At 62.3% G+C, this 26,937-nt stretch carries 21 protein-coding genes; 9 read left to right on the forward strand and 12 right to left on the reverse strand.

Translation table 11 applies throughout. The features are described from left to right. Window positions 1–16 precede the first annotated feature (16 nt). Window positions 17–1,210: a serine-type D-Ala-D-Ala carboxypeptidase DacD gene (gene dacD / locus C1N62_RS08850; RefSeq protein ID WP_137763289.1), complete on the reverse strand. Its 1,194-nt coding sequence runs from the start codon at window positions 1,208–1,210 to the stop codon at window positions 17–19. A gap of 343 nt (window positions 1,211–1,553) precedes the next feature. Between dacD and C1N62_RS08855 the strand changes: the two genes are divergently transcribed. The 4 genes from C1N62_RS08855 (at window position 1,554) to C1N62_RS08870 (ending at window position 8,500) form a co-directional block, all read left to right on the forward strand. After that, window positions 1,554–3,860, forward strand: a complete 2,307-nt coding sequence (locus C1N62_RS08855; protein ID WP_137763290.1) for an FdhF/YdeP family oxidoreductase — start codon at window positions 1,554–1,556, stop codon at window positions 3,858–3,860. A 146-nt stretch (window positions 3,861–4,006) separates the two neighbouring features. Further along, window positions 4,007–5,941 (forward strand): exoribonuclease II, encoded by a 1,935-nt coding sequence (locus C1N62_RS08860; protein WP_137763291.1) that lies wholly within the window; start codon window positions 4,007–4,009, stop codon window positions 5,939–5,941. Window positions 5,942–6,147: 206 nt separating this feature from the next. Next, window positions 6,148–8,214 carry a carbon starvation CstA family protein gene (locus C1N62_RS08865; protein WP_137763292.1) on the forward strand — a complete coding sequence of 689 codons (2,067 nt, stop codon included), beginning with the start codon at window positions 6,148–6,150 and terminating at the stop codon, window positions 8,212–8,214. Further along, window positions 8,207–8,500, forward strand: coding sequence for a YbdD/YjiX family protein (locus C1N62_RS08870; RefSeq protein ID WP_137763293.1), 294 nt, complete (start codon window positions 8,207–8,209; stop codon window positions 8,498–8,500). Before C1N62_RS08865 ends, C1N62_RS08870 begins: the two co-directional genes overlap by 8 nt. Before the next feature lie 51 nt (window positions 8,501–8,551). On the opposite strand, the gene C1N62_RS08875 is transcribed toward C1N62_RS08870, so the two are convergent. The 3 genes from C1N62_RS08875 to fsa all read right to left on the reverse strand — a co-directional run bounded on the left by C1N62_RS08875 (window position 8,552) and on the right by fsa (window position 12,515). After that, on the reverse strand, window positions 8,552–10,276 hold the full coding sequence (locus C1N62_RS08875) for a hypothetical protein (protein WP_137763294.1): 1,725 nt from the start codon (window positions 10,274–10,276) through the stop codon (window positions 8,552–8,554). Window positions 10,277–10,574: 298 nt separating this feature from the next. Then, window positions 10,575–11,564, reverse strand: coding sequence for a 2-keto-3-deoxygluconate transporter (gene kdgT / locus C1N62_RS08880; protein WP_137763295.1), 990 nt, complete (start codon window positions 11,562–11,564; stop codon window positions 10,575–10,577). 285 nt (window positions 11,565–11,849) lie between these two features. After that, window positions 11,850–12,515 carry a fructose-6-phosphate aldolase gene (gene fsa, locus C1N62_RS08885; RefSeq protein WP_137763296.1) on the reverse strand — a complete coding sequence of 222 codons (666 nt, stop codon included), beginning with the start codon at window positions 12,513–12,515 and terminating at the stop codon, window positions 11,850–11,852. Window positions 12,516–12,644: 129 nt separating this feature from the next. Between fsa and C1N62_RS08890 the strand changes: the two genes are divergently transcribed. The 3 genes from C1N62_RS08890 to C1N62_RS08900 all read left to right on the forward strand — a co-directional run bounded on the left by C1N62_RS08890 (window position 12,645) and on the right by C1N62_RS08900 (window position 16,795). Next, window positions 12,645–13,544: a glycyl-radical enzyme activating protein gene (locus tag C1N62_RS08890; protein WP_137763297.1), complete on the forward strand. Its 900-nt coding sequence runs from the start codon at window positions 12,645–12,647 to the stop codon at window positions 13,542–13,544. A gap of 3 nt (window positions 13,545–13,547) precedes the next feature. Next, on the forward strand, window positions 13,548–15,980 hold the full coding sequence (locus C1N62_RS08895) for a formate C-acetyltransferase/glycerol dehydratase family glycyl radical enzyme (protein WP_137763298.1): 2,433 nt from the start codon (window positions 13,548–13,550) through the stop codon (window positions 15,978–15,980). Between the two features lie 68 nt (window positions 15,981–16,048). Then, window positions 16,049–16,795 carry a DNA-binding transcriptional regulator YciT gene (locus C1N62_RS08900; protein ID WP_137763299.1) on the forward strand — a complete coding sequence of 249 codons (747 nt, stop codon included), beginning with the start codon at window positions 16,049–16,051 and terminating at the stop codon, window positions 16,793–16,795. Window positions 16,796–16,801: 6 nt separating this feature from the next. Here C1N62_RS08900 and araD read toward each other — a convergent pair whose 3' ends face one another. Continuing rightward, window positions 16,802–17,497, reverse strand: a complete 696-nt coding sequence (gene araD / locus C1N62_RS08905) for an L-ribulose-5-phosphate 4-epimerase (RefSeq protein ID WP_137763300.1) — start codon at window positions 17,495–17,497, stop codon at window positions 16,802–16,804. A 449-nt stretch (window positions 17,498–17,946) separates the two neighbouring features. Between araD and osmB the strand changes: the two genes are divergently transcribed. Next, window positions 17,947–18,165 (forward strand): osmotically-inducible lipoprotein OsmB, encoded by a 219-nt coding sequence (osmB, locus tag C1N62_RS08910; protein ID WP_137763301.1) that lies wholly within the window; start codon window positions 17,947–17,949, stop codon window positions 18,163–18,165. Between the two features lie 264 nt (window positions 18,166–18,429). Here osmB and yciH read toward each other — a convergent pair whose 3' ends face one another. The 5 genes from yciH to pgpB form a co-directional block, all read right to left on the reverse strand. After that, window positions 18,430–18,753: a stress response translation initiation inhibitor YciH gene (yciH, locus tag C1N62_RS08915; RefSeq protein ID WP_137763302.1), complete on the reverse strand. Its 324-nt coding sequence runs from the start codon at window positions 18,751–18,753 to the stop codon at window positions 18,430–18,432. 10 nt (window positions 18,754–18,763) lie between these two features. Next, window positions 18,764–19,492 carry an orotidine-5'-phosphate decarboxylase gene (gene pyrF / locus C1N62_RS08920; protein WP_137763303.1) on the reverse strand — a complete coding sequence of 243 codons (729 nt, stop codon included), beginning with the start codon at window positions 19,490–19,492 and terminating at the stop codon, window positions 18,764–18,766. 125 nt (window positions 19,493–19,617) lie between these two features. Continuing rightward, complete coding sequence (lapB, locus tag C1N62_RS08925; RefSeq protein ID WP_137763304.1) at window positions 19,618–20,787, reverse strand: lipopolysaccharide assembly protein LapB; 1,170 nt, start codon at window positions 20,785–20,787, stop codon at window positions 19,618–19,620. 6 nt (window positions 20,788–20,793) lie between these two features. Further along, window positions 20,794–21,102, reverse strand: a complete 309-nt coding sequence (locus C1N62_RS08930; RefSeq protein ID WP_137763305.1) for a LapA family protein — start codon at window positions 21,100–21,102, stop codon at window positions 20,794–20,796. Window positions 21,103–21,304: 202 nt separating this feature from the next. Beyond that, complete coding sequence (gene pgpB / locus C1N62_RS08935) at window positions 21,305–22,066, reverse strand: phosphatidylglycerophosphatase B (RefSeq protein ID WP_137763306.1); 762 nt, start codon at window positions 22,064–22,066, stop codon at window positions 21,305–21,307. 262 nt (window positions 22,067–22,328) lie between these two features. Here pgpB and ribA point away from each other — a divergent pair, with 262 nt between their 5' ends. Continuing rightward, window positions 22,329–22,919 (forward strand): GTP cyclohydrolase II, encoded by a 591-nt coding sequence (ribA, locus tag C1N62_RS08940; protein ID WP_137763307.1) that lies wholly within the window; start codon window positions 22,329–22,331, stop codon window positions 22,917–22,919. 73 nt (window positions 22,920–22,992) lie between these two features. On the opposite strand, the gene acnA is transcribed toward ribA, so the two are convergent. Beyond that, window positions 22,993–25,659: an aconitate hydratase AcnA gene (gene acnA, locus C1N62_RS08945; RefSeq protein WP_137763308.1), complete on the reverse strand. Its 2,667-nt coding sequence runs from the start codon at window positions 25,657–25,659 to the stop codon at window positions 22,993–22,995. 249 nt (window positions 25,660–25,908) lie between these two features. After that, the gene (gene cysB, locus C1N62_RS08950; RefSeq protein WP_137763309.1) at window positions 25,909–26,883 is read right to left on the reverse strand and encodes an HTH-type transcriptional regulator CysB; all 975 of its coding nucleotides are present in this window, start codon (window positions 26,881–26,883) and stop codon (window positions 25,909–25,911) included. Between the last annotated feature and the right edge of the window lie 54 nt (window positions 26,884–26,937).

A 26,937-nucleotide genomic window follows, 5' to 3' on the forward strand; every position in this document is an offset into this window, starting at 1 on the left:
TCTGCCCGGCGCGGGGCTAGATCTTCAGCTTGATGTAGTCCACCGCACGGCTGATCAGGCTGCCCTGCTTCACCGGCTCCAGCACCACCAGCGGGATTGACTTCAGCACCTTGCCCTGATCGAGGATATTGATCTTGCCGACCGCCTGGCCCTTGGTCAGCGGCGCCTTGAGCTGCGGGTTGTCCAGCACGTACTGCGCCTTGATCTTGTCAGTGTCGCCCGCTGGCACGCTGAGGAATACCTCATCCGCGCTGCCCAGCTTCACCTTATCCTGATCGCCATACCACACCTGCTCATTGGCGACGCCCTGCCCGGCCTTGAACACCGGCAGGGTGGCGAACTCGCGGAAGCCCCAGGTCAGCAGTTTGCGCGCCTGCTCCTCACGCCCCTTCGGGCTTTTGCCGCCCATCACCACGGCGATCAGACGGCGCTGCCCCTCGGTGGCCGAGGCGATGATGTTGAAACCGGCGCTCTCGGTGTGGCCGGTCTTCAGGCCATCAACGTTAAGGTTTTTATCCCACAGCAGGCCGTTGCGGTTGTTCTGGGTGATGTTGTTGTAGGTCAGCGTCTTCTCGCTGTACATGTGGTACTCCTCCGGCTCGCCGTGGATGATGGCGCGCGACAGCACCGCCAGATCATGGGCGGAGGTGAACTGCCCCGGCGCGTCCAGCCCGTGCACGGTTTCGAAGTGGGTGTCCTTCAGGCCAAGCTGGTCGGCGTACTGGTTCATCAGGCTGACGAAGGCTGGCTGGCTGCCCGCCACGTAGTCCGCCATCGCCACACAGGCGTCATTGCCGGAGTCGATGATGATGCCGCGGCTCAGGTCACGTACCGTGACGCGGTCGCCCGGCTTGAGGAACATCAGCGAGGAGCCAGCGAAGACCGGGTTGCCCGCCGCCCAGGCATCTTTGCCGACGGTGACCACATCATCCAGCGTGATTTTGTGTTGGTCGAGCGCGCGATCCACCACGTAGCCGGTCATCAGCTTGGTCAGGCTGGCCGGGTTGCGGCGCGCGTCCTGATTGCCCTGCGCCAGGATGTCGCCGGTGGCATAGTCCATCAGCACAAAGGAGGCGGCGTCGATGCCCGGCGCGACCACCGGGAAGTTGATCGGCGCCACACCGGCGGCGGTCGGGCTGGCGTCTGCCGCGGCGTGGCCAGCGGAGAACAGCAGCACACCACATAACATACTCAAAACACTACGCTTCACACACATATCCTCTTGCTGCGCGGGCAATCTGGCCCACGCAATAAAAAACCATCGAAAAATCCGGGGGCTAGAGTGCATCAATTCCGGCTGGGGTGAAACCCCAAGACTTTTGCTAATGATTACATAATGAAACCATCCATTTACAACAAGCTCACAATTTCAGCGATCCGCCCTGCCCGCTTTTCTCCCCTCTCGCCCTGTGGTGATGCGATAAGCTTCCTCTATCAGACGATTGCGTCATTCGATTAGACGCTGTGACGGTCACTCCCTAAAATTGCGACATAAATTATCCAAACACTTAAAAAAGTGTTTACGTTTCTGAAACAAGACCTGCGACATAAGAATGAAATTCAAACCTTCGATTAAGCCTTACACCGGCGCGGCCGGCGGATGGGGCGCGCTTGAGTCCACCACCCGTTACGTTTTTGACAGCAAGAAAGTGCTTTCCAACCTGCGCAACCTGATGCGTGTCAACAAGGGCCGCGGCTTCGACTGCCCCGGCTGCGCTTGGGGCGATGACAACCACAGCACCTTCAGCTTCTGTGAGAACGGCGCGAAAGCGGTGACTTGGGAAGCGACCCGCAAAGCGGTGGAGCCAGAGTTCTTCGCCAAGCACAGCGTCTCTACCCTGCGTGAGCAGAGCGACTACTTCCTTGAGTACCAAGGCCGCCTGACCCACCCGATGCGCTATGACCGCGCCACTGACCGCTACCGCCCGGTAAGCTGGGAAGCGGCGTTCGACCTGATCGCCCGCCATGTGAAGGCGATGAGCCACCCGGACCAGATTGAGCTTTACACCTCTGGCCGCGCCAGCAACGAAGCCTCCTACCTCTATCAGGTATTTGGCCGCCTGCTGGGCACCAACAACTTCCCTGACTGCTCCAACATGTGCCATGAGGCGAGCGGCGTGGCGCTGAAGCAGTCCATTGGCGTGGGCAAGGGCACCATCCGTCTGGATGATTTCGAGAAGGCGGACGCGATCTTTGTCTTCGGCCAGAACCCCGGCACCAACCACCCGCGTATGCTGCACAGCCTGCGCCACGCCGCCGACCGCGGCGCGCACGTGGTGAGCTTCAACACCCTGCGCGAGCGTGGGCTGGAGCGCTTCGCCGATCCGCAGAAGCCGCTGGAAGTGGTGACCACCAAGGCTGGCCGCATCAGCTCCCGCTACTACCAGCCGAACCTCGGCGGTGACATGGCGGCCGTGCGCGGCATGGTAAAAGTGCTGCTGGAGCGCCACCGCCTGAAACTGGCGGCCGGCGAGCCGGGCCTGTTCGATCAGGCGTTCCTCGACCAGAACTGCGCTGGCGTGGAAGCCTACTTCGATGCGGTGGACGCCACCTCCTGGGATCACATCGTCAGCCAGTCTGGCCTGAGCGAGCAGGATCTGCGTGAAGCGGCCAGCATCTATGAGAGCGCTGAGCGCGTGATCTGCACTTGGGCGATGGGCCTGACCCAGCACAAGCACTCGGTGCCGACCATCCGTGAGATCGTCAACCTGCAACTGCTGTTCGGCCAGCTCGGCAAGCCGGGCGCGGGCCTCTGCCCGGTGCGCGGCCACAGTAACGTACAGGGCAACCGCACCATGGGCATCGATGAGAAGGCCCCGGCCGCGCTGATCGACAGTCTGGCGGCGCACTTCAACTTCACGCCGCCGCGCGAGAAGGGCCACAACACCGTTGAGGCACTGGAAGCGATGCTGCGTGGCGAGGTGAAAGTTCTGATCGCCCTCGGCGGCAACCTGGCCGCGGCCGCGCCGGATACCGCGCGCACCGCGCAGGCGCTGCAAGCCTGCGACCTGACCGTGCAGATCAGCACCAAGCTCAACCGCAGCCACCTGCTGCCGGGCCGTGACGCGCTGATCCTGCCGACCTTGGGCCGCACCGAGGCGGACATTCAGGCTACCGGCCCACAGTTCATTACCGTGGAAGACTCCTTCAGCATGGTGCACGCCTCCGAGGGTGTCGGCAAACCGATCTCCGAGATGCAGCGCTCCGAAACCGCGATCGTCTGCGGCATCGCTGACGCGGTACTGGGCAGCGAGAAGCTGGACTGGATGGCGCTGGCAGGCGACTACAACCTGATCCGCAACCACATTGAGGCCACTATCCCTGGCTTCAAGGACTTCAATGCCCGTTGCGACATCAAGGGTGGCTTCTACCTCGGCAACGCGGCAGCCGAACTGCGCTTCAACACGCCGGGCAACAAGGCGCACTTCAGCCATGCCCCGCTGCCGGACGCGGTGATCCCGATGCCGAATGGCGAGAAAGCGCCGTTCACGCTGCAAACCCTGCGCTCCCACGACCAGTACAACACCACCATCTACGGCCTTGATGACCGTTACCGTGGCGTTTACGGCCAGCGTGAAGTGCTGTTCATCCACCCGCAGGATCTGGCGGCGCTGGGCCTGAACGACGGTGAGCTGGTGGACATCGAGACGCTGTGGCATGACGGCGTGGAGCGTGTGGTAACCGGCTTCAAGCTGGTGAGCTACGACATCCCGCGCGGCAACCTGGCGGCCTACTACCCCGAGACCAACCCGCTGGTGCCGATGTCCAGCTTTGGCGATGACACCCACACCCCGACCTCCAAATCGGTGCCGGTGACCATCCGCCGCAGCGAAGCCGCTGATACCCGCCGCATCGCCTGATGCGTCTGCCCGGCCGCCCGGCCGGGCCTTGCCCCAAGGCGCTTTTTTCGCAACAGGTTGCGGCTAAAGCGCTTGCCCGCCGGGGCTGATTCGCGTAAAACTGTCAGCCGCGATTCCGCCCCCTTTAACCCCACGCTCTGGATGCTATGTTTCAAGATAACCCGCTGCTCGCACAGCTAAAACAGCAACTTCACTCTCAGACTCCCCGCGCGGAAGGCGTGGTAAAAGGCACTGAGAAAGGCTTTGGCTTCCTGGAAGTGGATGGCCAAAAAAGCTACTTCATCCCGCCGCCGTACATGAAGAAAGTGATGCATGGCGACCGCGTGGTGGCTACCCTGCATACGGAGAAAGAGCGCGAGGTCGCAGAGCCGGAATCGCTGATTGAACCGTTCCTGACGCGCTTTGTTGGCCGCGTCCAGAAGAAAGATGACCGCTTCTCCATCGTGCCGGATCATCCGCTGCTAAGAGACGCCATCCCGTGCCGCCCGGCGCGCGATGTAAAACATGAATTCAAAGAGGGCGACTGGGCCGTGGCCGAGATGCGCCGCCACCCGCTGAAGGGCGACCGCGGCTTCTACGCCGACCTGACCGCCTACATCACCTTTGGTGAAGATGATTTCGCCCCGTGGTGGGTCACGCTGGCGCGCCACAATCTGGAGCGCGAGGCACCGGAGTCCGCCGTTGGCGAGATGCTGGAGCAGCAACTGACGCGTGAAGACCTCACCGCCCTGCCGTTCGTCACCATCGACAGCGCCAGCACCGAAGACATGGATGACGCGCTGTATGTCGAGACCCTCGATAACGGCCAGCTGCGCATGACGGTGGCGATTGCCGACCCGACCGCCTACGTCAGCGAAGGCAGCGCGATTGATGACGCCGCCCGCATCCGCGCCTTCACCAACTACCTGCCGGGCTTCAACGTCCCGATGCTGCCGCGCGAACTCTCCGATGACCTCTGCTCCCTGCGCCCCAACGTGCAGCGCCCGGTGCTGGCCTGCCGCGTGACGCTGGGCGAGGATGGCAGTCTGGGTGATGACATCCACTTCTTCGCCGCCCACATCGAGTCCCGCGCCAAGCTGGTGTATGACGAGGTTTCCGACTGGCTGGAAGGCCAGGGTGAGTGGCAGCCGCAGAGTGACGAGATCGCCACCCAGATCCGCCTGCTCAAGCGCGTGTGTGAACTGCGCAGCCAGTGGCGCGAGCAGAATGCGCTGGTGTTCAAGGATCGCCCGGACTTCCGCTTCGTGCTGGGCGACAAGGGCAACGTGCTGGAGATTCTGGTGGAGCACCGCCGCATCGCCAACCGCATCGTGGAAGAGGCGATGATCGCCGCCAACGTCTGTGCGGCGCGCGTGCTGCGTGACCGTCTGGGCTTTGGCGTCTACAACGTCCACACCGGTTTCGACCCGGCGCTGGTCGAGCAGGCAGTGGCCATTTTGCAGGCCAACGGCATTGAGGCCGATCCGGCCGAGCTGCTGACCCTGCCGGGCTTCTGCACCCTGCGCCGTGAACTGGACGCCCAGCCGACCCCGTTCCTCGACAGCCGCATCCGTCGCTTCCAGACCTTCGCTGAGATCGCCACCGAGCCGGGCCCGCACTTCGGTCTGGGGCTGGAGGCATACGCCACCTGGACCTCACCGATCCGTAAGTATGGCGACATGGTCAACCACCGCCTGCTGAAGGCGATCATCACCGGTCAGGCGGGCGTCAAGCCGCAGGCGGAGATGACGCTGCAACTGGCCGAGCGCCGCCGCCTGAACCGCATGGCGGAGCGCGACGTCGGTGACTGGCTCTACGCCCGCTACCTGAACCCGAAAGTGGGCAGCGGCGAGCGCTTCCGTGCCGAGGTGATCGACGTGACCCGCGGCGGCCTGCGCGTGCGCCTGCTGGACAACGGCGCGGTGGCCTTTATCCCGGCCCCGTTCCTGCACGCGGTGCGTGACGAGCTGGTGTGCAGCCAGGAGACCGGCACCGTGCAGATCAAGGGCGAAGTTGCCTACCGCCAGAGCGATGTGATTGAGGTGGAGATCGCCGAAGTGCGCATGGAAACCCGCAGCGTGATCGCCCGTCCGGTCGCCTGATCGCTGTCGCATTGACTGTCTGAATAATCCTGCACCCCGGTGCAGGATTTTTTTTATCTACCAAAATCCCGCCTGCTTCACACTTCTTCGCCGCCCTGCTTCTCAAGCGCGCCACAAGCCCTATGTTTAACGGGTTCAACGGTCTTCGCCGCCCGGCGTCGCCGCTTGAAACCCCCTCTCCCCTATAACGACAAGGAGCAGTTCCCATGAGCAACGTCAAAACCAGAGTGGTCTGGTTCGCGGTGGCGTTAGTTGGCGCCCTGGCCTTCGCCATGCTGGCCCTCCAGCGCGGTGAGCCGGTCAACGCCCTGTGGCTGGTGGTGGCGGCCGTCGCCTGCTACAGCATCGCCTACCGTTTCTACAGCCGGTTTATCGCCGACAAGGTGTTTGAGCTGGATGACCGGCGCATGACCCCGGCGGAGCGCCACAATGATGGGCTGGACTATGTGCCGACCAACAAGTGGGTGCTGTTCGGCCACCACTTTGCGGCGATTGCCGGTGCCGGGCCGCTGGTTGGCCCGATTCTGGCGGCGCAGATGGGCTTTTTGCCCGGCACGCTGTGGATTTTGATTGGCGTGATGCTGGCCGGTGCGGTGCAGGACTTTCTGGTGCTGTTTATCTCCACCCGCCGCGATGGCCGGTCGCTGGGCGAGATGGCCAAGCAGGAGCTGGGGGCGTTTGCGGGCGTGGTGACCATGCTCGGCGCGCTGGGGGTGATGATCATCATTCTGTCGGCGCTGGCGCTGGTGGTGGTGAAGGCGCTGGCCGACAGCCCGTGGGGGCTGTTCACCATTGCCGCTACCATCCCGATCGCGCTGCTGATGGGCATCTACATGCGCTTTATCCGCCCCGGCAAGATCGCCGAAGTCTCTATCATCGGCTTCGTGCTGATGATGCTGGCGATCGTCTACGGCGGCAACGTGGCGCAAGACCCCTACTGGGGGCCGCTGTTTACCCTCTCCGGCACCTCGCTGACCTGGGTGCTGGTGATCTACGGCTTTGTTGCCTCGGTTCTGCCGGTCTGGCTGCTGCTGGCGCCGCGTGATTATCTCTCCACCTTCCTGAAGATTGGTGTAATCGTCGGGCTGGCGATCGGCATCGTGTTCGCCATGCCGGAGATGAAGATGCCGGCGGTGTCGCGCTTCATTGATGGCAGCGGGCCGGTGTTCGCTGGCAGCCTGTTCCCGTTCCTGTTCATCACCATCGCCTGCGGTGCCATCTCCGGCTTCCATGCGCTGGTCTCCAGCGGCACCACGCCCAAGCTGGTGGAACGCGAGAGCCACACCCGCTTTATCGGCTATGGCGCGATGCTGATGGAGTCGTTCGTCGCCATCATGGCGCTGATCTGCGCCTCGGTGATTGATCCGGGCGTCTACTTCGCCATGAACTCGCCCTCCGCGCTGATTGGCACCACGGTGCAGAACGCCGCCGAGGTGATCAATGGCTGGGGCTTTGTGGTGACGCCGGAGATGCTGTCGGGGATCGCGCGTGATGTCGGCGAGGCCTCGATCCTCTCCCGCGCCGGTGGCGCGCCCACCTTTGCGGTCGGCATGGCCCACATCATCACCGAGGTGTTCAACAGCCGGGCGATGATGGCCTTCTGGTATCACTTCGCCATCCTGTTTGAGGCGCTGTTCATCCTGACGGCGGTGGATGCCGGTACCCGCGCCTGCCGTTTCATGGTGCAGGATCTGGCGGGCGTGGTGGTGCCGGGGCTGGCGAACAACCGCTCCTGGCTCGGCAACATGGCTGGCACCACGGTGGCGGTGGCCTGCTGGGGCTTCTTCGTCTATCAGGGGGTGATTGACCCGCTCGGCGGCATCAATACCCTGTGGCCGCTGTTTGGCATCGGCAACCAGATGCTGGCCTCCATGGCGCTGATCCTCGGCACCGTGGTGCTGTTCAAGATGAAGAAACAGCGCTACGCCTGGGTGACAATTCTGCCCACCGTCTGGCTGTTCATCACCTCGATGACCGCTGGCTGGCAAAAGATCTTCCATGAGAAACCGGCCATCGGCTTTTTGGCACAGGCGCGCAAATTCTCCGCTGGCATCGATGCCGGGACGGTGATCGCCCCGGCCAAGTCGCTGAAGGATATGGAGACCATCGTGTTTGCCAACCAGATTAACGCCGTGCTGTGCGGCTTCTTTATGCTGGTGGCGGTCACCATGCTGGTCGCCGCCTTCTTTGCCATCCGCCGTGCGCTGCGCGCTGACCGCCCGACGGTGCATGAGACCGATGCCCGCCTGCGCCCGGAGGTGAAACATGGCTGACCTGCCCTATGCCGCGCCGCGCCGCCCGGCCTTCACCATCATCCGCTGCTGCCCGCTTAGCGAGCCGCTGCCGCGCACCTGGCCGGGCCGGGTACGGCGCGTTTTCCGCCGGCTGGCGCAAAGCTTCCGGCTGATGGTGGGCGTGCATGACTACCCGGCCTACCTGCGCCACCACCAGCTGCACCACCCCGGTGAGCCGCCGCTGAGCGAGGCGGCCTTCCATCGCCGCTGTCTGGAGGCGCGCTTCCCCAGCCAGGGGGGAAAAATGGGCAAATGCCCCTGCTAAAAAGGCAAAAAAAACGGCTCCCGAGGGAGCCGTTTTGCTGCATGTCGAATGTTAAGGCAATTTCACAACCGGCGTCCAAGCCACGGCCCCATTGGTGTTGACGTAAACCAGCCCGGCCTTGGCGGTATCCACCCCCAGCCGTTCGGTAAATGTCCCGGCTGGGTAGTTGGTGCCCGTCGGTGTCGCCCACTTGGTGACTTTCGTCGCGCGGCAGCCGCGGGTGATATACCCTACTTCGCCGGTATAGGCGAAACTGTCCATCAGCACGTCATTGAAGATCACTGCCGCCCCACTCACCAGATTGACGTCGGTCAGGTGGCCGCCGTTGATGACGGCAGACTGGCGGTAGGCGCCACTGTAGGTGCCGGTGATGTTACAGTCGTTGAAGGTGACAGGTGCATACCCGGCCGCTGGCACTTTGGTGGCGGTGATGTCACCGCTGATATAGGTGCCGTTGAAGGTAATGTCCCCTTTGATGTTGTTCGGGAAACTCACGTTGGTGATGTTGCCCTTGGTGATTTTGACCTTGTTGGCGTTGTAGAAGAACGACAGGTTGGTCGCCGTCGGGTTAACGATGTTGAGGTCAGACTCCACCATAAAGACGTTTGACACCGCCGGCTCAATCACTGACAGGTCATAGGTCGGCGCCTTGATGTACCAGGAGCCAAACAGGCAGGTGGAGTAGACCGAGTTGGTGCCGTAGGCGGTGCTCACCACCGAGCTGCCGCAGTTCCAGTTGCGGAACTCCGAGCGGTCGGCCGCCAGATAGATGGAGGGCACCAGCGAAACGCCCACCGTCTGCTGGGTCACGCTGTCCACCTTGTCCGCATCGATGATCACCTGCTGGATGATGGAGTTACCGGCCACGATGTAGTGGTTCATGTACTTCAGGCCGGACGCCAGCCCCGTGGTGCCGTCATCCTCTTTCAGGATGATCAGGCGCTCGGCGTGGATGTTGTTGATGACGTTACGCACCTTGTTGGAGATTTTGATGCCGCGATGGTACGCCTGCTCACACTGCACCGAGGCGATGTGGGTGGCGTTCATGGTGTCGGTGTCCGACCCCATCTCCAGCGCATAGTCCGTCAAGTTGCCGCAACGCTCCACGCTCAGGCGCTGGAAGGTGGAGTCCCAGATGGTGTCCTGATGGATGCCGATGCCGTTAAAGCCCTGAGCACGGATATGCTCGCCCACGAACCACTGCCCCTTCATATAGATGCCGTTCAGGACGGTGTCGCGGCTGTCACACTCCACCACCAGCGAGCCATCGATGATCTGCCGACTGGTACGACCGGCGTTGGCGGCCTTGGTCGGGTCGCCCAAGGTCAGCACGTATTTGCCGGTAAAGCCTTTCGGCGTCACTTTGAAGCGACCGGCCTGATCGGCAATGATACGGGTGACGTTGGTCAGGTCGATGGTGGCATTGACGCGCCACGGGCCATACCGGAAGTCCACCACCTTCCCGGCGGAGGCCGTGACATAGGCCTTCATCTGGGTGGTGCAGTCCACGGTACCGCCTGGGCGGCAACCGAAGTGCACCGGCAGCAGCTGATCAACCGAGCGTTTCCAGCGTTTACCGCCGGCGGTGACGATGACGGAGCCGCCATTGTCAACGCTGGTGGTGTCCTTGGCGTCATAGGCGAACAGCCCGCCGCCGTTTGGCACGCTGTCGGTATAGGTCACACCGGCATAATAGGCGGCAATGTTGACGGTTTCACCGTCAGCACTCGGTTCAATTTTACGCAGGGCGGTAATATCAGCACATTGTGTAGCCATGTTTACTTCCTCCTGTTCACTATGAACGCCTGCAAAATCACGAAAGGCTGTGGCAGGCATGAATCGCTAACTTAAGGGGCGATAATGATTTTTCGCCTCCCAGCACTCTGAAGACTAGCGAAATCAGGCGTAGTGAGGAGTAAACAAACATCACTAATCAACACTGTTAATGTTTAAACGGGAAAGGGTGGAAACCGGGGCGGCAGAGGGGTGTGAAAAGGGCCTGAAAATGATAGGGCTACTGCATAAAAACCCTGCCCATTGAGGGGCAGGGTTTCAGGTAATGCATATAAATGAGCTATTTCACCCGCGCCGCCTGCTCATCGAGGCTGGTTTTGCGCGCACCCTTTACTTTCCTTGACCAGATGGCGGTCAAAATTGGCACCAGTACCGAGGTAACAATCACCGAGGTCGCCACCAGCGCCGTGGCAGCCGGTGCCACACTTTTGAACTGCGGCACCATCTCCGCGATCAGTACCGGGGTGGCCACCGCCGCGCCAGCAGAGCTGGAGGCGGCCAGACCAGCGGTGCCATCCCCGCCGCCAATCAGTTTGTCGGCAATAATCAACGGGATGCCGGTGATGATAATCACGCTTACCCCCAGCAGGATGCCGAGCAGCCCGGTCTGGGCAATCACGCTCAGGTTGATGGTGTTGCCGAGGGCAAAGGCAAAGAACGGGATCAGCGTCTGAACTGCCTTGCCAAAGAAGTCACGCAGTTCCGGGTCCAGGTTGCCGAGGGCAAAGCCCACCAGGAACGGCAGCACCGCGCCGATAAAGACATGCGGCTCAAAGGAGGCGATACCCGCGGTGCCGAGGATAATCATGGTCATCAGCGGCCCCGACTCCAGCGACATCAGCACAAACGCGCCAGCCTCCTCTTTGGTGCCGTACTGCTGCATGATGGAGGCATACAGCCCGCCGTTGGTCATGTCCATCGCTGCCACCAGCGCCAGCGTGGAGAGGCCAGCGAAGAAGCCAATCTCCACCCCATTCTCCGGCAACAACCGTGAGGCCACCGCCGCCACCAGCCAGGCCACCGCGATTTTGGTCACCACCAGCGTGCCGGACTTGCGCAGCACGGTGCCGGTGGCGCTGAGCTTGATCGACGCGCCCATGCAGAAGAACCACACCGCCAAAATCGGCACCGTCCCGGAGATCAGGCCATTGGTGAACGAGCCAAAATATTTGCCAGCATCTGGCGCGAAGGTGTGGCACAACGCCCCAATGAACAGCGGCACCAGCATCATGCCGCCAGGGATTTTTTCAATCGCACGTTTGATTTGCATGGACTTTTTCGCCTCAGAGAGAATTAAACCGGATGGGGTGCCGGACTGCGCGGCACGCTGTTATTTATTGGTGAGCCATTAGTTGAGTAACTTAACTGTTCACCCGGTGAATAAAAATGATCTCACCCACAAAATTGAAACACTGTTTCTTTTTTTGTGAATGCCCAGGTTCATCTTCTCATCATCGTTGGCTAAAAAATCTCATTGAGATCTCATTCGCTTAAAAAAAGCGCAGCGTGGGGGCATAAAAAAGCCCGCCAGCGGCGGGCTTGCGTTCGAGCAGCCTTAGCCCAGATGGCGGGCACCAAACGCATGTTGCCAGTCATCGCTGAAGGCGCGGGTGGCGGCCTCCACCGCCGGGGTGGAGAGCATTTGCTCCGCCACATCCACCGGCAAGGTAATGGCGCGGCAACCGGCCAGCAGGCAATCCACTGCCTGACGCGGGGTGCGGAAACTGGCCGCCAGCACCTGGGCGTGCGGCGCGTGCTGGGTCAGCAGGCTCTGCAACTGGCGCACCATCTCAATGCCATCACTGCCCTGCGCATCCAGCCGGTTGACGTAGGGCGCGACATACTCCGCGCCAGCCAGCGCCGCCAGCAACCCCTGCCCCGCGCCGTAGACGGCGGTGCCGAGCGTCGGAATGCCCAGCCCCTTGAGCATCTTGATCGCCGCCAGACCCTCGGCATTCACCGGCACCTTGACGATCAACCCCGGCACCCGCTGCGTCAGCAGCTGCGCCTCGGCCACCATGCCATCGGCCTGCTCCGCCAGCACCTGGGCGAACAGCTTGCCCGTCCCGCCCAGCGCATCACGCAGCGCGGGCAGCACCTCCCACAGCGGCTTGCCCGCGCGCGCCACGATGCTCGGGTTGGTGGTGACGCCCTGCAACGGCAGGATACGCGCCAAACGTTTGACGGCATTGACGTCCGCCGTGTCCAGATATAGCTCCATCTCACTCTCCTGAATGGCTCAATTTCACACTGTTTGCATGGTAGACGAAAAAGCCTGCCTCTTGTTGACCCTTATCAAAATACCTTTCGTTCGAAACAACTTTAATCTACGAACGAAAAAGGAGTCCCTATGCTGTTTAACCTGCAACGCTACTCAACCCATGACGGCCCCGGCATCCGCACCGTTGTATTCCTGAAGGGGTGCTCGCTGGGCTGCCGCTGGTGCCAGAACCCGGAGAGCCGCGCCCGCACCGCGGAGCTGCTGTATGACGCGCGCCGCTGCCTGACCGGGTGCCACGCCTGCCAGCAGATCTGCCCGCACGCCGTGGAGATGGCGGATGGCCGCCCCCGGCTGCACCGCGATCGCCTGACGCCCGAGGATCTGCCGCGGCTCGCTGCCGCCTGCCCGACCCAAGCCCTGACGCTGTGCGGCGAGGCGCTCGATCTGGAGGCGGTGGTGGAAACCGTGCTGCGCGACCGCCCCTTCTACCAGCGCAGCGGCGGGGGCGTCACCCTCTCCGGCGGCGAGCCGTTCATGCAGCCGGAGGCGTGCGCCACGCTGTTGCAGCGCTGCCGCGCCGAGGGGCTGCACACCGCGGTCGAGAGCTGCCTGCATGTGCCGTGGGCCTACATCGCCCCGTCGCTGCCCCACCTGTCGCTGCTGCTGGCGGATCTCAAGCATGTTGATGAGGCGCGTTTCCACGACTGGACGGACGGCTCCGCCAAACGGGTGCTGGATAACTTCCGCCGGTTGAAGGAGGCCGGTACGCCGCTGATTGTGCGGGTGCCAGTGATCCCCGGTTTCAACGCCGATTGCGCCTCGCTGCGCGCCATCATCGATTTTGCTGCCGACGAGACACGCTGCAACGAGATCCATTTCCTGCCCTACCACACGCTTGGCATCCAGAAGTATGCCCTGCTTGACCAACCCTACCGCGCCCCGGCCGTCCCTCTGGATGACCCGGACCTGCTGGCCTTTGCCTGCCACCATGCCCGGCGGCGCGGCCTGACTGCCCTGCTGAGAGGATAAACCATGACCCAACTCAATCTTGATATTCTAAGCGACCGCATCCGCGCCCATAAGGCGGCGCTGGTTTCCATCGTCAAGCCGCCGATCTGCACCGAGCGCGCCGAGCACTACACCGCCATCTACCAACAGCATCAGGACAAGCCGCTGCCGGTGCGCCGCGCGCTGGCGCTGGCCCACCACCTGGCGCAGCGCACCATCTGGATCAAGCATGATGAGCTGATTGTCGGCAATCAGGCCAGTCAGGTGCGCGCCGCGCCCATCTTCCCGGAGTACACCGTCGGCTGGATTGAGAAGGAGATCGACGATCTGGCCGATCGCCCCGGCGCGGGCTTCTCGGTATCGGCCGAAGACAAGGCGGTGCTGCACCGTGTCTGCCCGTGGTGGCGCGGCCAGACGGTGCAGGATCGCTGCTACGGCATGTTCACCGATGAGCAGAAGGCGCTGCTGGAGGCTGGTATCATCAAGGCCGAGGGCAACATGACCTCCGGCGACGCCCATTTGGCGGTCAACTACCCGCTGCTGCTGTCGCTTGGCCTGCACGGGCTGCGCGCCAAGGTGGCGGAGCGCCGCGAACGGCTGGCGCTCACTGACTGGGATGACCTGCATAAAGAGCAGTTCCTGAAGGCGATTGACCTGACGCTCGAGGCGCTCTCCCAGCACATCCTGCGTTTTGCCGTGCTGGCGCGTGAGATGGCGGCCAGCGAAAGGCGTGAGGCGCGCCGGGCTGAGCTGAACCAGATCGCCGCCAACTGCGAGCGGATTGCCCACCAGCCGCCGGAAACCTTCTGGCAGGCGTTGCAGCTCTGCTATTTCGTGCAACTGGTGTTGCAGATTGAGTCCAATGGCCACTCTGTCTCCTTTGGCCGGTTGGACCAGTACCTCTACCCGTGGTATCGCCGCGACGTGGAGCTGACCGGCACCCTGCCGCGCGAACAGGCGATCGAGCTGCTGCACGGCTGCTGGCTGAAGTTGCTGGAGGTGAACAAGATCCGCTCCGGCAGCCACTCCAAGGCCTCGGCGGGCAGCCCGCTCTACCAGAACGTCACCATCGGTGGGCAGATCTGGGCCGACGGCCGCGCGCGTGACGCGGTCAACCCGCTCTCCTACGCGGTGCTGGAGTCCTGCGGCCGCCTGCGCTCCACCCAGCCCAACCTGAGCGTGCGCTACCATGCGGGCATGAGCGATGACTTTTTGGATGCCTGCGTGCAGGTGATCCGCTGCGGCTTTGGTATGCCCGCGTTCAATAATGATGAGATTGTGATCCCCGAGTTCATCAAGCTGGGCGTGGAGGAGGCGGACGCCTATGACTACGCCGCCATCGGCTGCATCGAAACCGCGGTCGGCGGCAAGTGGGGCTATCGCTGCACCGGCATGAGCTTCATCAACTTCGCCCGCGTGATGCTGGCGGCGCTGGAACAGGGGCGCGACGCCCAGAGCGGCCATACCTTCCTGCCGCAGGCGCAGGGGCTGTCACAAGGGAACTTCACGGATTTCGCGCAGGTGATGGCGGCCTGGGATCGTCAAATCCGCTACTACACCCGCAAATCGATTGAGATTGAGTGCGTGGTGGACACGGTGCTGGAGGAGAATGCCCATGACATCCTCTGCTCGGCGCTGGTGGATGATTGCATCGAGCGCGGCAAAAGCATCAAGCAGGGCGGCGCGAAGTATGACTGGGTTTCCGGCTTGCAGGTCGGCATTGCCAACCTCGGCAACAGCCTGGCGGCGGTCAGGACGCTGGTGTTTGAGCAGGGGCTGGTTGGCCAGCAGCAACTGGCGGCGGCGCTGGCCAGCGACTTTGACGGGCTGGATGGCGAGATGCTGCGCCAACGGCTGATCAATGGCGCGCCCAAATATGGCAATGACCGGGACGAGGTGGATCAGCTGCTGGTGCGCGCCTACCAGACCTACATTGATGAGCTGAAGCAGTACCACAATACCCGCTTTGGCCGTGGCCCGATTGGCGGCACCTACTACGCTGGCACCTCCTCCATCTCCGCCAACGTGCCGTTTGGCGCGGCCACCCCCGCCACCCCAGATGGCCGCAAGGCCCATACGCCGCTGGCGGAGGGGGCCAGCCCAGCCTCCGGCACCGACACCCTTGGCCCGACGGCGGTGTTCAACTCGCTGGGCAAATTGCCGACCGCGGCAATTTTGGGCGGCGTGCTGCTCAACCAGAAACTCAACCCGGCGACGCTCGACAACCCGCGTGACCGCGAGAAGCTGATGGCGATGCTGCGCACCTTCTTTGAGGCGCACCGGGGCTGGCACGTGCAGTACAACATCGTGTCACGCGACACGCTGCTGGCCGCCAAGGCGCATCCAGACCAGTACCGCGACCTGGTGGTGCGGGTCGCGGGCTACTCAGCCTTCTTTACGGCCTTATCGCCAGACGCTCAGGATGATATTATTGCGCGTACCGAACACACGCTCTGAGAAACCTCGGTTTTTTTCAGCAACACTATCGTGGCAGCCGGTTGGCTGCCCTTTTCGTCTGGGCCGTTATGAACGCACGACAACAACATATTATGCAGGTGGTCAACCAACATCGCCGGGTGAGCGTCACTACCCTCGCGCAGCAGTGCGGCGTTTCGGAAGTCACCATCCGGCAAGACCTGAACCGGCTCGAGCAACGCAGCTACCTCAAGCGTATCCACGGCTACGCCGTGGCGATTGAGAGCGACGATCTGGACGCGCGCATGATGTCCAACTTCGCGCAAAAGCAGAAGCTGGCGCAGTATGCCGCTTCGCTGGTGGAGGATGGGGAGACCATCTTTATCGAGAGTGGCAGCAGCAACGCCCTGCTGGCGCGCTACCTGGCCGAGCGTAAGCACATTACGCTGATCACCGTCAGTAGCTATATCGCCCACCTGTTGCGCCCCACCCCCTGTGAGGTGATCTTGCTGGGCGGCATGTACCAGAAAGAGAGCGAAACCGTGGTTGGCCCGCTGACCCGGCTCTGCATTCAGCAGCTCCACTTCAGCAAGGCCTTTATCGGCATTGACGGCTTCTCCGTCGAGAGCGGCTTTACCGGCCGTGACATGATGCGCGCCGACGTGGTCAACACCCTATTGGCGAAGGGCGCGCAGAATATCGTGCTGACCGACTCCTCCAAGTTCGGCCACATCACCCCCAACGTGCTTGGCCCGCTGGACTCCTTCAGCCGGGTGATCACCGATGACAAGTTGCCCGCGCACTATGGGCAGGCGCTGGAGGCGCAGGGCATCCAGGTCGATCGCGTGGGCGAGTGACCGCCCTTACTGGCCGTAGTAGGCGTTTTTGCCGTGCTTGCGCAAGTAGTGTTTGTCCAGCAACTGCGGCTGCATCGCTGGCAGGTCAGGCGTGAGCTGGCGCGAGAAGATGCCCATATAGGCCACCTCCTCCAGTACCACCGCGTTGTGCACCGCGTTGTCGGCGTCGCTGCCCCAGGCGAAGGGGCCGTGTGAGTGCACCAGCACCGCCGGCACCTGCTGCGGGTCGATGCGGCGCTCGCGGAAGGTCTCCACAATCACCTCCCCGGTCTCCCACTCGTAGCGGCCGGCAATCTCCGCCTCATGCATCAGCCGGGTACAGGGGATCGGGCCGTAGAAGTAGTCGGCATGGGTGGTGCCCCACGCCGGGATGTCCAGCCCGGCCTGCGACCAAATGGTGGCATGGCGCGAGTGGGTATGGACAATGCCACCAATGCCGGCAAAGTTGAGGTAGAGCACGCGGTGGGTATCGGTATCCGAGGAGGGTTTCTTCGTGCCCTCGACCACCCGGCCGCTCTCCAGCTCCACCACCACCATATCCTCCGCCGTCATGTGCGCGTACTCCACCCCGGATGGCTTGATCACCACCAGCCCCTGCTGCCGGTCAACGGCACTGACATTGCCCCAGGTAAAAGTGACCAGATTATGGCGCGGCAGGGCCAGGTTGGCCTCCAGAACCTGTTGTTTTAATTCAGTAAGCATCATCGTGTCCTTTATCACTGCGCTGATGCCCTATTCTGGGAGCGCGCCCGCATGGCCGGTATGGGCGAAATCGCTAAAGAGTGCGTAGAAACCTGCTGTCTGCGGCGGCTTGTCATTTTGTGCGGCGGCATTTTTTTGGGAAACAAATTAAGAATATTTACCTACCAGTAGTAACGGCGATAAATAAAATAGGCGCCAATTGGGATGCCCCGTCCGGGTGTTTTGGCCGCGCTTTTTGCGGTGGCGCAAAATAGAACGCCGGCAGCGCGGGTTTATTTCCGGCTTTGGCCGGCATGGGCGTGGATAATCCCTATTATCTGCTGTGTGAAATTCGCCCGGCAGAGACGCTAACCCCGGCATTATTGCCTATAATGAAGTGAATGCCAGGACGGAGTGATAAATTTCACTTAAGTCTATAGTGGGCATGTTCACCTTCAAGGAGATATAAAATGATGAAGTTCAACAAACGTTTGGCGACTGCTGCTCTGGCTGCCACCCTGGCGCTGTCCCTCTCTGCCTGCTCCAACATGTCGCACCGTGACCGCAACACCGCCATCGGCGCGGGCGCGGGCGCACTGGGCGGCGCAGTCCTGACTGACGGCAGCACCCTGGGTACTCTGGGCGGCGCAGCCATCGGCGGGATTATTGGTCACCAGGTTGATCGTTAATTCACGCGTAAATAAATGTCTGCCTGGGTAAAGTTATTTACCCGCCGCGCAGAGAGGCGAAAGATTCGCCGCAGGATCGTTTGATAATAAGAATGTCGGCCCCATGAGGGGGCGAGAGTTAAAACAATGATGTGCGCTATTTTTTATTCGCCAGTGCGAAAAGAATATCGCCGCCACCTTTCGCGATGGCTCCTTAAGCCACAGGTTTAACGACGCTCAGCAACCCAACACAACCCGCGAGGCATGCCCCGCGGGTTTTCTGTTTTAGCCACCGGCCAGTTTGACTTTCATTCCCTTGGCTTCCAGCAGCTGTTGCAGCAATTCCCGTTTGTCGCCCTGGATCTCAATGACGCCCTCCTTCACCGACCCGCCACAGCCGCACTTCTTTTTCAACTCGGCCGCCAGCTTTTCCAGCGCCGCGTCATCCAGATCAATGCCGGTGATGACGCAGACGCCCTTGCCCTTGCGGCCGCTGGTCTGGCGCTGGATGCGCACCACACCATCGCCCTTCGGGCGCGCCGGTTTGACCTCTGGCGCGCTGATGCGGCCGCTGTCGGTGGAGTAAACTAAAGGATTGTCTCGGCTCATGCTCTTCTCCTCAGGCCAGGCTGGCCAGAATGGTGCGCAGGGTGGCGGCCGGATCGGCGGACTGGGTAATCGGGCGGCCGATCACCATATAGTCCACGCCCGCCGCCTGCGCCTGCTCCGGGGTCATGATGCGGCGCTGGTCGCCCGCCTCGCTGCCCGCCGGACGGATGCCGGGGGTGATCAGCTGGAACGCCTGACCGCAGCGCTGTTTCAGCCGCACCGCCTCATGGGCGGAGCAGACCACGCCATCCAGCCCGCAGTCGCGGGTCAGCAGCGCCAGACGCTCGGCGTGCTCGGCCGGTGACAGGTCGATGCCCACATCGCGCAGATCCTCCGCCTCCATGCTGGTCAGCACCGTGACCGCAATCAGCAGCGGCGCGTCCGCCCCAAAGGGCACCAGCGCCTCACGCGCGGCGGTCATCATGCGGCGGCCGCCGCCAGCGTGGACGTTGACCATCCAGACGCCGAGATCGGCCGCGGCCGCCACCGCTTTGGCGACGGTGTTGGGGATGTCGTGGAATTTAAGGTCAAGAAACAGCTCAAAGCCCCGGCTGTGCAGGTCGCGCACCAGTTGCGGCCCAAACAGGGTGAACATCTCCTTGCCGATCTTCAGCCGACAGTCGCGGGGATCGATGCGGTCGGCAAAGGCCAGTGCGGCCGCCTTGTCGGCATAGTCGAGCGCGACAACAACCGGGGAGGAGACAGGGAGACGGGAGGTCGGGGTGTGGGCAGACGCCATTTCTTCATCCTTATGCGCAGGTGGGGGCAGGATTCGCCGTTTTAACCGCCCGCATTCTACATGCCAGCGGACGGAAAGCCCAGCCGCCCGCCCGCCGGTGGCGCTGGCCGGTGAAGAAAGCGCCGCTACTGGCCGTCGAGGCCGCGGATTGGCTTGACCGAGGCCCACGCCCGGCAGGAGGGGCAGTGCCAGTAGAGGGAGTGGGCGGTGAAGCCGCACTTGTGGCAGCGGTAGCGCGGCTTGGTGCGGATCTGCTCGCCCACCATGTCGCGCAGCAGTTGCAGGCTCTCTTTGGCGCGCCCCTCCTCTGCGTCCGCCAGGTGGTAATCCATCAGGCGGTAGAAGACGCGCATCGTCGGGTGGCGCTGCAACTGGCGGTTGATATAGACCTGCGCCACGTCGCGCCCCTCATCCCGCTCCAAAATCTCCGCCAGATAGAGCTCGGCGATCGCCCCGGTGTTGCTCTCCACGCAGCGCTTGAGGAAGGCCGTCCACTGCTCTGGCTGTTGCAGGTGCTGGTAGCACTCATGCAGCATGGTCAGCGCCTCGCTGACCATCTCCTTATCCTGCTCCAGTACCCGCTCCAGCGCGGCGGCGGCTTTCGCCCACTCGCCCTGCGCCATCAGGATACGCCCCTGCATGATGGAGATGCGCGCACAGTCGCGATCGGCGGCGAAGCCCTTCTTCAGCAACGCCATGGCGCGGTCGAGATCGTCGCTGCCCATCGCCAGCAGCGCCAGTTCGCAGTAGAAGTGGGCGATCTCGGCGCGCTTGTCCTCCTTGCCGAGGCGGGTGAGTTTCTCCGCCACGTCGATGGCCTTCTGCCAGTCGCTGGTGGCCTGATGGATCACCAACAACTGTTGCAGCGCGGAGTGCTGGAAATCCTCCTCCTTGATCAACTGGGTGAACATGTCCTCCGCCCGGTCATAGAGGCCGGCCGCCATGTAGTCACGGCCCAGTTGCTGCACCGCCAGCAAACGCTGCTCGAAGCTCAGGGAGGCGCTCTCCATCAACGCCTGATGGATGCGGATGGCCCGGTCAACCTCGCCGCGCGAGCGGAACAGGTTGCCCAGCGTCAGGTGGGCCTCCACGGTGGTGCTGTCCTCTTTCAGCATGTCGAGGAACAGGTCTACCGCTTTGTCCTGCTGGTTGGAGAGCAGGAAGTTGACGCCAGCCACATACTCCCGTGACAGGCGGTTCGCCTCCTGCTGTTTGTTCTGCTGAGCACTCCGGTGACCCATGTACCAGCCGTAGGCGGCAGCCACGGGCAACAACAGAAACAGCAGCTCTAACATAGAGGGTTATTCCTTGCTGAGAGGGGCCTGGGCCGCAGGCACACCCTCACCGGCCGGAGCAATCTGCTGCTCCAGTCGCTTTACCTTGCGCTGCGCACGGCCCAGCGCCAGCCGCACCCGCAGGTAGAACAGGCCGCAGATGACCCAGCCGAGCACAAAACCGGTGCCGAACAGCGTTGCCAGCAGCGTCGAGACGCGGTAGTCGCCCTGGGCGAGTAAGTAATTGAAGGTGACAACTTGATCGTTATGGGCGCCTAACGTGATGGAGATCACGATGATCACCAGCAAGACCAAAAAAATGAGCAGATATTTCACATTCATTCCTGTAATGCCGGGTTAACCGGATGAATTAAGCCAACAATTGTGGCGTCCTGAACTATTAAGTTAGCATTTCCCACTAGGGCTGGGAAACCCTGCGCCACGATAAAGCCGCTTACTGCCGCTATTCTGCGCACCGCGCACGCTGGCCAGAAGGATATGGGGGCGGCGCGGGCCTGTTGCAAGCGCCGCCCGCCCTTTATGAGGGCTTGCGCTGGTCTATTTCGCGATGCTCGTCTGGCTCCACGGTCAGCGGCCCGATAAAGCGCTGCACCGCGCAACAGGCGAGGGTCACCATGCCCCAGCTCATCACCGTCGCCATCAGCAGATCGCGCGGCCAGTGCATTCCCAGCACCAGCCGGCTGCCCATCACCGCCACCGCCCAGATCATCAGCAGCGCCAGCGTTTTGTAGCGGCGGCGCGGCCAGAGCAGGCCAACGCCGAGCAGCGCCCAGCTGGCGGCAAACAGGGTGTGGCCGGAGGGGAAGGCAAAGCCGGTTTCGAACTGCCAGTGCGCTTTCAGCCAGGCCGGCACCACGTGGTTGTCACGCAGCTGCTCTGCCACCAGCGCGCTGCGCCCGTCGCGCGGCAGCCGGTAAAAGTCCTTGTTATCCACCTGATAATCGCGCTCCAGCCACACCACGAAGGGGCGCGGCTCCTGCACATGCTCCTTTACGATGCTTTTGAGTTGCTGGCCGAGCAGGATCACCGCACCAAGCAGCAGCGCCAGACCAATCGCGCCACGCAACTGGAAGCGCAGGCACCAGAGGAACCAGCCAATCAGCAGCACGCTGGTCAGGATGCCCCAAGGGCGGGTGACGGTCTGGGTGATCCAGTAGAGGACGCGCAGCACGGCGTTGCCCTCCCCCGGCTGCCACTGCCAGCCGGAGAGCCAGACCGCCAGCGGCATCAGCGCCAACAGCAGCGCCCCCAAGGTAGTACGTTTCACAATCTCTAACATGGTGACATCCTTGCTAAAATAGAACATGAGTCTCACAACTGTGTCATAAGCTTGACACAATAAATCCATTTCGCCTCACTGGAATCAGGCATAGTATTTCAGGCACTGCCGGCAGCACGGCAACGCCCGCCGGTGCGGCGCTTGTTTTTCCTGCCCATCGCCCCCATCTGAGGGTAAAGCGGCCTTAGGGCTGGTCAAGGCGCGTTGCAAAACGTAGGATGCGCAGCAAGAGTATCGATTATCAGTTTTTTTGGAGAGTAACATGCAGCTTAAACGGGTCGCCGAGGCAAAATTGCCGACGCCTTGGGGCGATTTCCTCATGGTCGGTTTCGAAGAGTTGGCCACCGGCCACGATCACCTGGCGCTGGTGTACGGTGACATTACCGGCACCGAGCCGGTGCTGGCGCGCGTGCACTCCGAGTGCCTGACCGGCGACGCGCTGTTCAGCCTGCGCTGCGACTGCGGTTTCCAGCTCGAGGCGGCCCTGACGCACATCGCCGAAGAGGGGCGTGGCATTCTGCTCTACCACCGTCAGGAGGGGCGCAACATTGGCCTGCTGAACAAAATCCGCGCCTACGCCTTGCAGGACAAGGGCGCTGACACGGTGGAAGCCAACCACCAGCTCGGTTTCGCCGCCGATGAGCGCGACTTCACGCTGTGCGCCGACATGTTCACCCTGCTGGGCGTCAGCGCGGTGCGCCTGCTGACCAACAATCCGAAGAAAGTCGCCATCCTGAGCGAGGCTGGCATCAATATCGTGGAGCGCGTGCCGCTGATTGTCGGCCGCAACCCGAAAAATGAGCACTATCTGGCCACCAAGGCCGCCAAGATGGGCCACCTGCTCGACAAGTAAAGGTCAGCACAAAAAAAGGGCACCTTCGGGTGCCCTTTTTGCATGGCGGCAGTCAATCGCCGCCTGTTGCAGATCACAGCATTTTACGGATCACATAGTGCAGGATGCCGTCATTATTGAAGTAGGTCAGCTCATTGCCGGTGTCGATGCGGCAGCGCGCGTCCACCTCTTCGGTGCGGCCATCGGCGTAGGTGAAGAGCACCTTGACGGTCTGGCCCGGCGTCAGCGATTGCAGGCCGCGGATGGTAATCTGCTCCTCGCCGGTCAGCGCCAGCGTTTTGCGCGTCACCCCTTCCGGGAACTCCAGCGGCAGGATGCCCATGCCAATCAGGTTGGAGCGGTGGATACGCTCGAAGGTTTCGGCGATCACCACACGGATGCCCAGCAGGCGTGGCCCCTTCGCCGCCCAGTCACGGCTGGAGCCGGAGCCATACTCCTTGCCAGCCACCACCGCCAGCGGCACCGACTCCTGCTGGTAGCGCATCGCGGCGTCATAGATCGAGAGCTGCTCCTGTGACGGTAGGTGGCGGGTATAGCCCCCCTCCACGCCCGGCACCAGTTCATTGCGGATGCGGACGTTGGCGAAGGTGCCGCGTACCATCACCTCATAGTTGCCGCGCCGCGAGCCGTAGGAGTTGAAATCTTTTGGCTCGACGCCGTGATCCATCAGGTAGCGCCCCGCCGGGCTTTCGCGCTTGATGCTGCCGGCCGGCGAGATGTGGTCAGTGGTCACGGAGTCGCCGAGCATCGCCAGAATGCGCGCGCCCTCAATATCCTGCACTGCCTTGGGTGCCGCTTCCATGTCATCGAAGAAGGGCGAGTGGCGGATGTAGGTGGAGTCACCCTGCCAGCCGTAGGTCGGTGAGCCTTTGACATCAATCGCGCGCCAGCTCTCGTCGCCCCGGAACACCTCAGAGTACTCCTTGAGGAACATCTCGGTGCGCACCTTCTCCACCGCCTGCGCAATCTCATTGGCGCTGGGCCAGATCTCATGCAGGTAGACCGGGTTGCCCTCTTTGTCCTGCCCCAGCGGCTCCTCGCTCAGGTTGACCTTCATGTTGCCCGCCAGCGCGTAGGCCACCACCAGCGGCGGCGAGGCCAGCCAGTTGGTTTTGATCAGCGGGTGGATGCGCCCCTCGAAGTTACGGTTGCCCGAGAGCACTGCCCCGACGGTAAGATCGCCCTCTTTGATCGCCTGCTCAATCTCCCCCAGCAACGGGCCGGAGTTGCCGATGCAGGTGGTACAGCCGTAGCCCACCAAGTTGAAGCCCAGCTTGTCGAGGTAGGACATCAGCCCGGCCTTGGCCAGGTAGTTGGTCACCACCATCGAGCCGGGCGCCAGCGAGGTTTTGACCCACGGCTTGCTCACCAGCCCGCGCTCCACCGCCTTTTTCGCCAGCAGGCCAGCGGCCATCAAGATGCTGGGGTTGGAGGTGTTGGTACAGGAGGTGATGGCGGCGATCACCACCGCGCCATTCTCCAGCCTGACCTCCTGCCCGCGCAGCTGGATGTTCTCCGCTTCGCTGCCGGGGCGGCTGTTGAGATCCAGTTCGGTGGCGGCCTTGAATGCCTGCGGCACGCCGGGCAGTGACACGCGATCCTGCGGGCGTTTTGGCCCGGAGACGCTCGACTCCACGGTGCCCATGTCCAGCGACAGCGTACTGGTAAAGATCGGCTCGTCGCCCTCCAGCCGCCACAGCCCCTGCGCCCGTGTATAAGCTTCCACCAGTGCCACCTGCTCGTCGCTGCGGCCGGTCAGCTTCATGTAGCTGAGGGTCACCTCGTCCACCGGGAAGAAGCCACAGGTTGCGCCATACTCCGGTGCCATGTTGGCGATGGTGGCGCGATCCGCCAGCGGCAGATCGGCCAAACCGTCGCCGTAGAACTCCACAAACTTACCGACCACCCCATGCTTACGCAGCATCTGGGTCACGGTCAGCACCAGATCGGTGGCGGTAATGCCCTCGCGCAGCTTGCCGGTCAGCTTGAAGCCCACCACATCCGGGATCAGCATCGACACCGGCTGGCCCAGCATCGCCGCCTCCGCCTCAATGCCGCCAACGCCCCAGCCGAGTACGCCCAGACCGTTGATCATGGTGGTGTGGGAGTCGGTGCCGACCAGCGTGTCAGGATAAGCGACGCGGCCGCCCTCCTGCTCCTCATGCCAGACGGTCTGGCCGAGGTACTCCAGGTTGACCTGATGGCAGATGCCGGTGCCCGGCGGCACCACGCGGAAGCGGTTAAACGCCTGCTGCCCCCAGCGCAGGAACTGGTAGCGCTCATGGTTGCGCTCCATCTCCAGCCGGACGTTCTCATCAAAGGCACCGGGGTCGCCATACTCATCCACCGTTACCGAGTGGTCAATCACCAGATCCACCGGCGACAGCGGGTTGACCTGCTCCACCTGGCCGCCGAGGCGCTTCACTGCCTCACGCATCGCCGCCAGATCCACCACCGCTGGCACGCCGGTGAAGTCCTGCATCAACACCCGCGCCGGGCGGTAGGCGATTTCACGGTTGGCGTGGCCGCTCTTCTGCCACGCCACCATCGCCCGCAGATCCTCTTCCGTGACAGTGTCACCGTCAATGTGCCGCAACAGGTTCTCCAGCAGCACTTTCATCGATTTGGGCAACCGGGTGATATCCCCCAGCGCCGCCGAGACCGCATTCAGGCTGTAGTAGTGGTACTCGCGCTGCTGCGCCTCAAGCTTTTCCTTACTTTGCTCACGAAGATTAGACATGGCTCTCCTCCCATTTAGATTTTTCATATCGCACAACGCGCAATGGTGTGGGGTTCAGCAGGGACTCCGGACAATATCCTGTCGGGTTGTACGTCTATATTAAAGATAACACAAACATTGCGTAACGATTTGATAACAACCCTTTTTGATCAACGGCAGAGCGGCAAACCCTTGCCAGACAGGGAAAAGTAGGAGAAATGGGTGGTGCGGAGGGAGAAAAGTAGCCGGGCGCATGGCCCGGCCGGGGGATCACTTCACGGGCAGGGAGACATCCTTGAACATCGCCTCAATCTCCTCGTTGGAGCGCAGGGAGACGGCGCTGTCCACCACGTCCCGCGTCAGGTGCGGGGCGAAGCGGTGGATAAAGTCATACATATAACTGCGCAGGAAGGTGCTGCGGCGGAAGCCAATTTTAGTGGTGCTGTAGGTGAAGATGTCGCTGGCATCCACCGTGACCAGATCGGGGTCTTGTACCGGGTCCACCGCCATGCTGGCGATCACCCCGACGCCCAGCCCCAGCCGAACGTAGGTCTTGATCACGTCGGCGTCGGTGGCGGTAAAGACGATACGCGGCGTCAGGCCAGCGCGGTTGAAGGCGGTGTCCAGCTCCGAGCGGCCGGTAAAGCCAAAGGTGTAGGTAACGATCGGATAGGCCGCCAGCTCCTCAATGGTGACGTGGGATTTGCCAGCCAGCGGGTGATCCGGCTGCACCACCACCGCGCGGTTCCAGTGGTAACAGGGCAGCATCACCAGATCGTCATAGAGGTGCAGCGCCTCGGTGGCGATGGCGAAATCCGCAGTACCCTTGGAGACCGCCTCGGCAATCTGCGTTGGCGACCCTTGGTGCATATGCAGCGACACGCGCGGGTAGCGCTCAATAAAGCCCTTGATCACCGTTGGCAGGGCGTAGCGCGCCTGCGTATGGGTGGTGGCGACATAGAGCGAGCCTTTGTCCGGGTAGGTGTGCTCGCCAGCGACCGCCTTGATGGCGTCCACCTTGGAGAGCACTTCACGGGCGATGCGGATGATCTCCTGCCCGGCTGGCGTGACCTGAGTAAGGTGCTTGCCGCTACGGGCAAAGATCTGAATGCCCAGCTCATCCTCCAGCATCCGCACCTGTTTGCTGATGCCGGGCTGGGAGGTGTACAGCCCCTCAGCGGTGGAGGAGACGTTGAGGTTGTGATTGACCACTTCCACAATGTAACGAAGCTGCTGCAATTTCATATCTTTACCGTCCTAGGTTTCGCCCTGCCCCGCGGGTAGCCAGGCAAGTGAGAG

Source organism: Nissabacter sp. SGAir0207, from assembly GCF_005491205.1.
Classification (GTDB): Bacteria; Pseudomonadota; Gammaproteobacteria; order Enterobacterales; family Enterobacteriaceae; genus Chimaeribacter.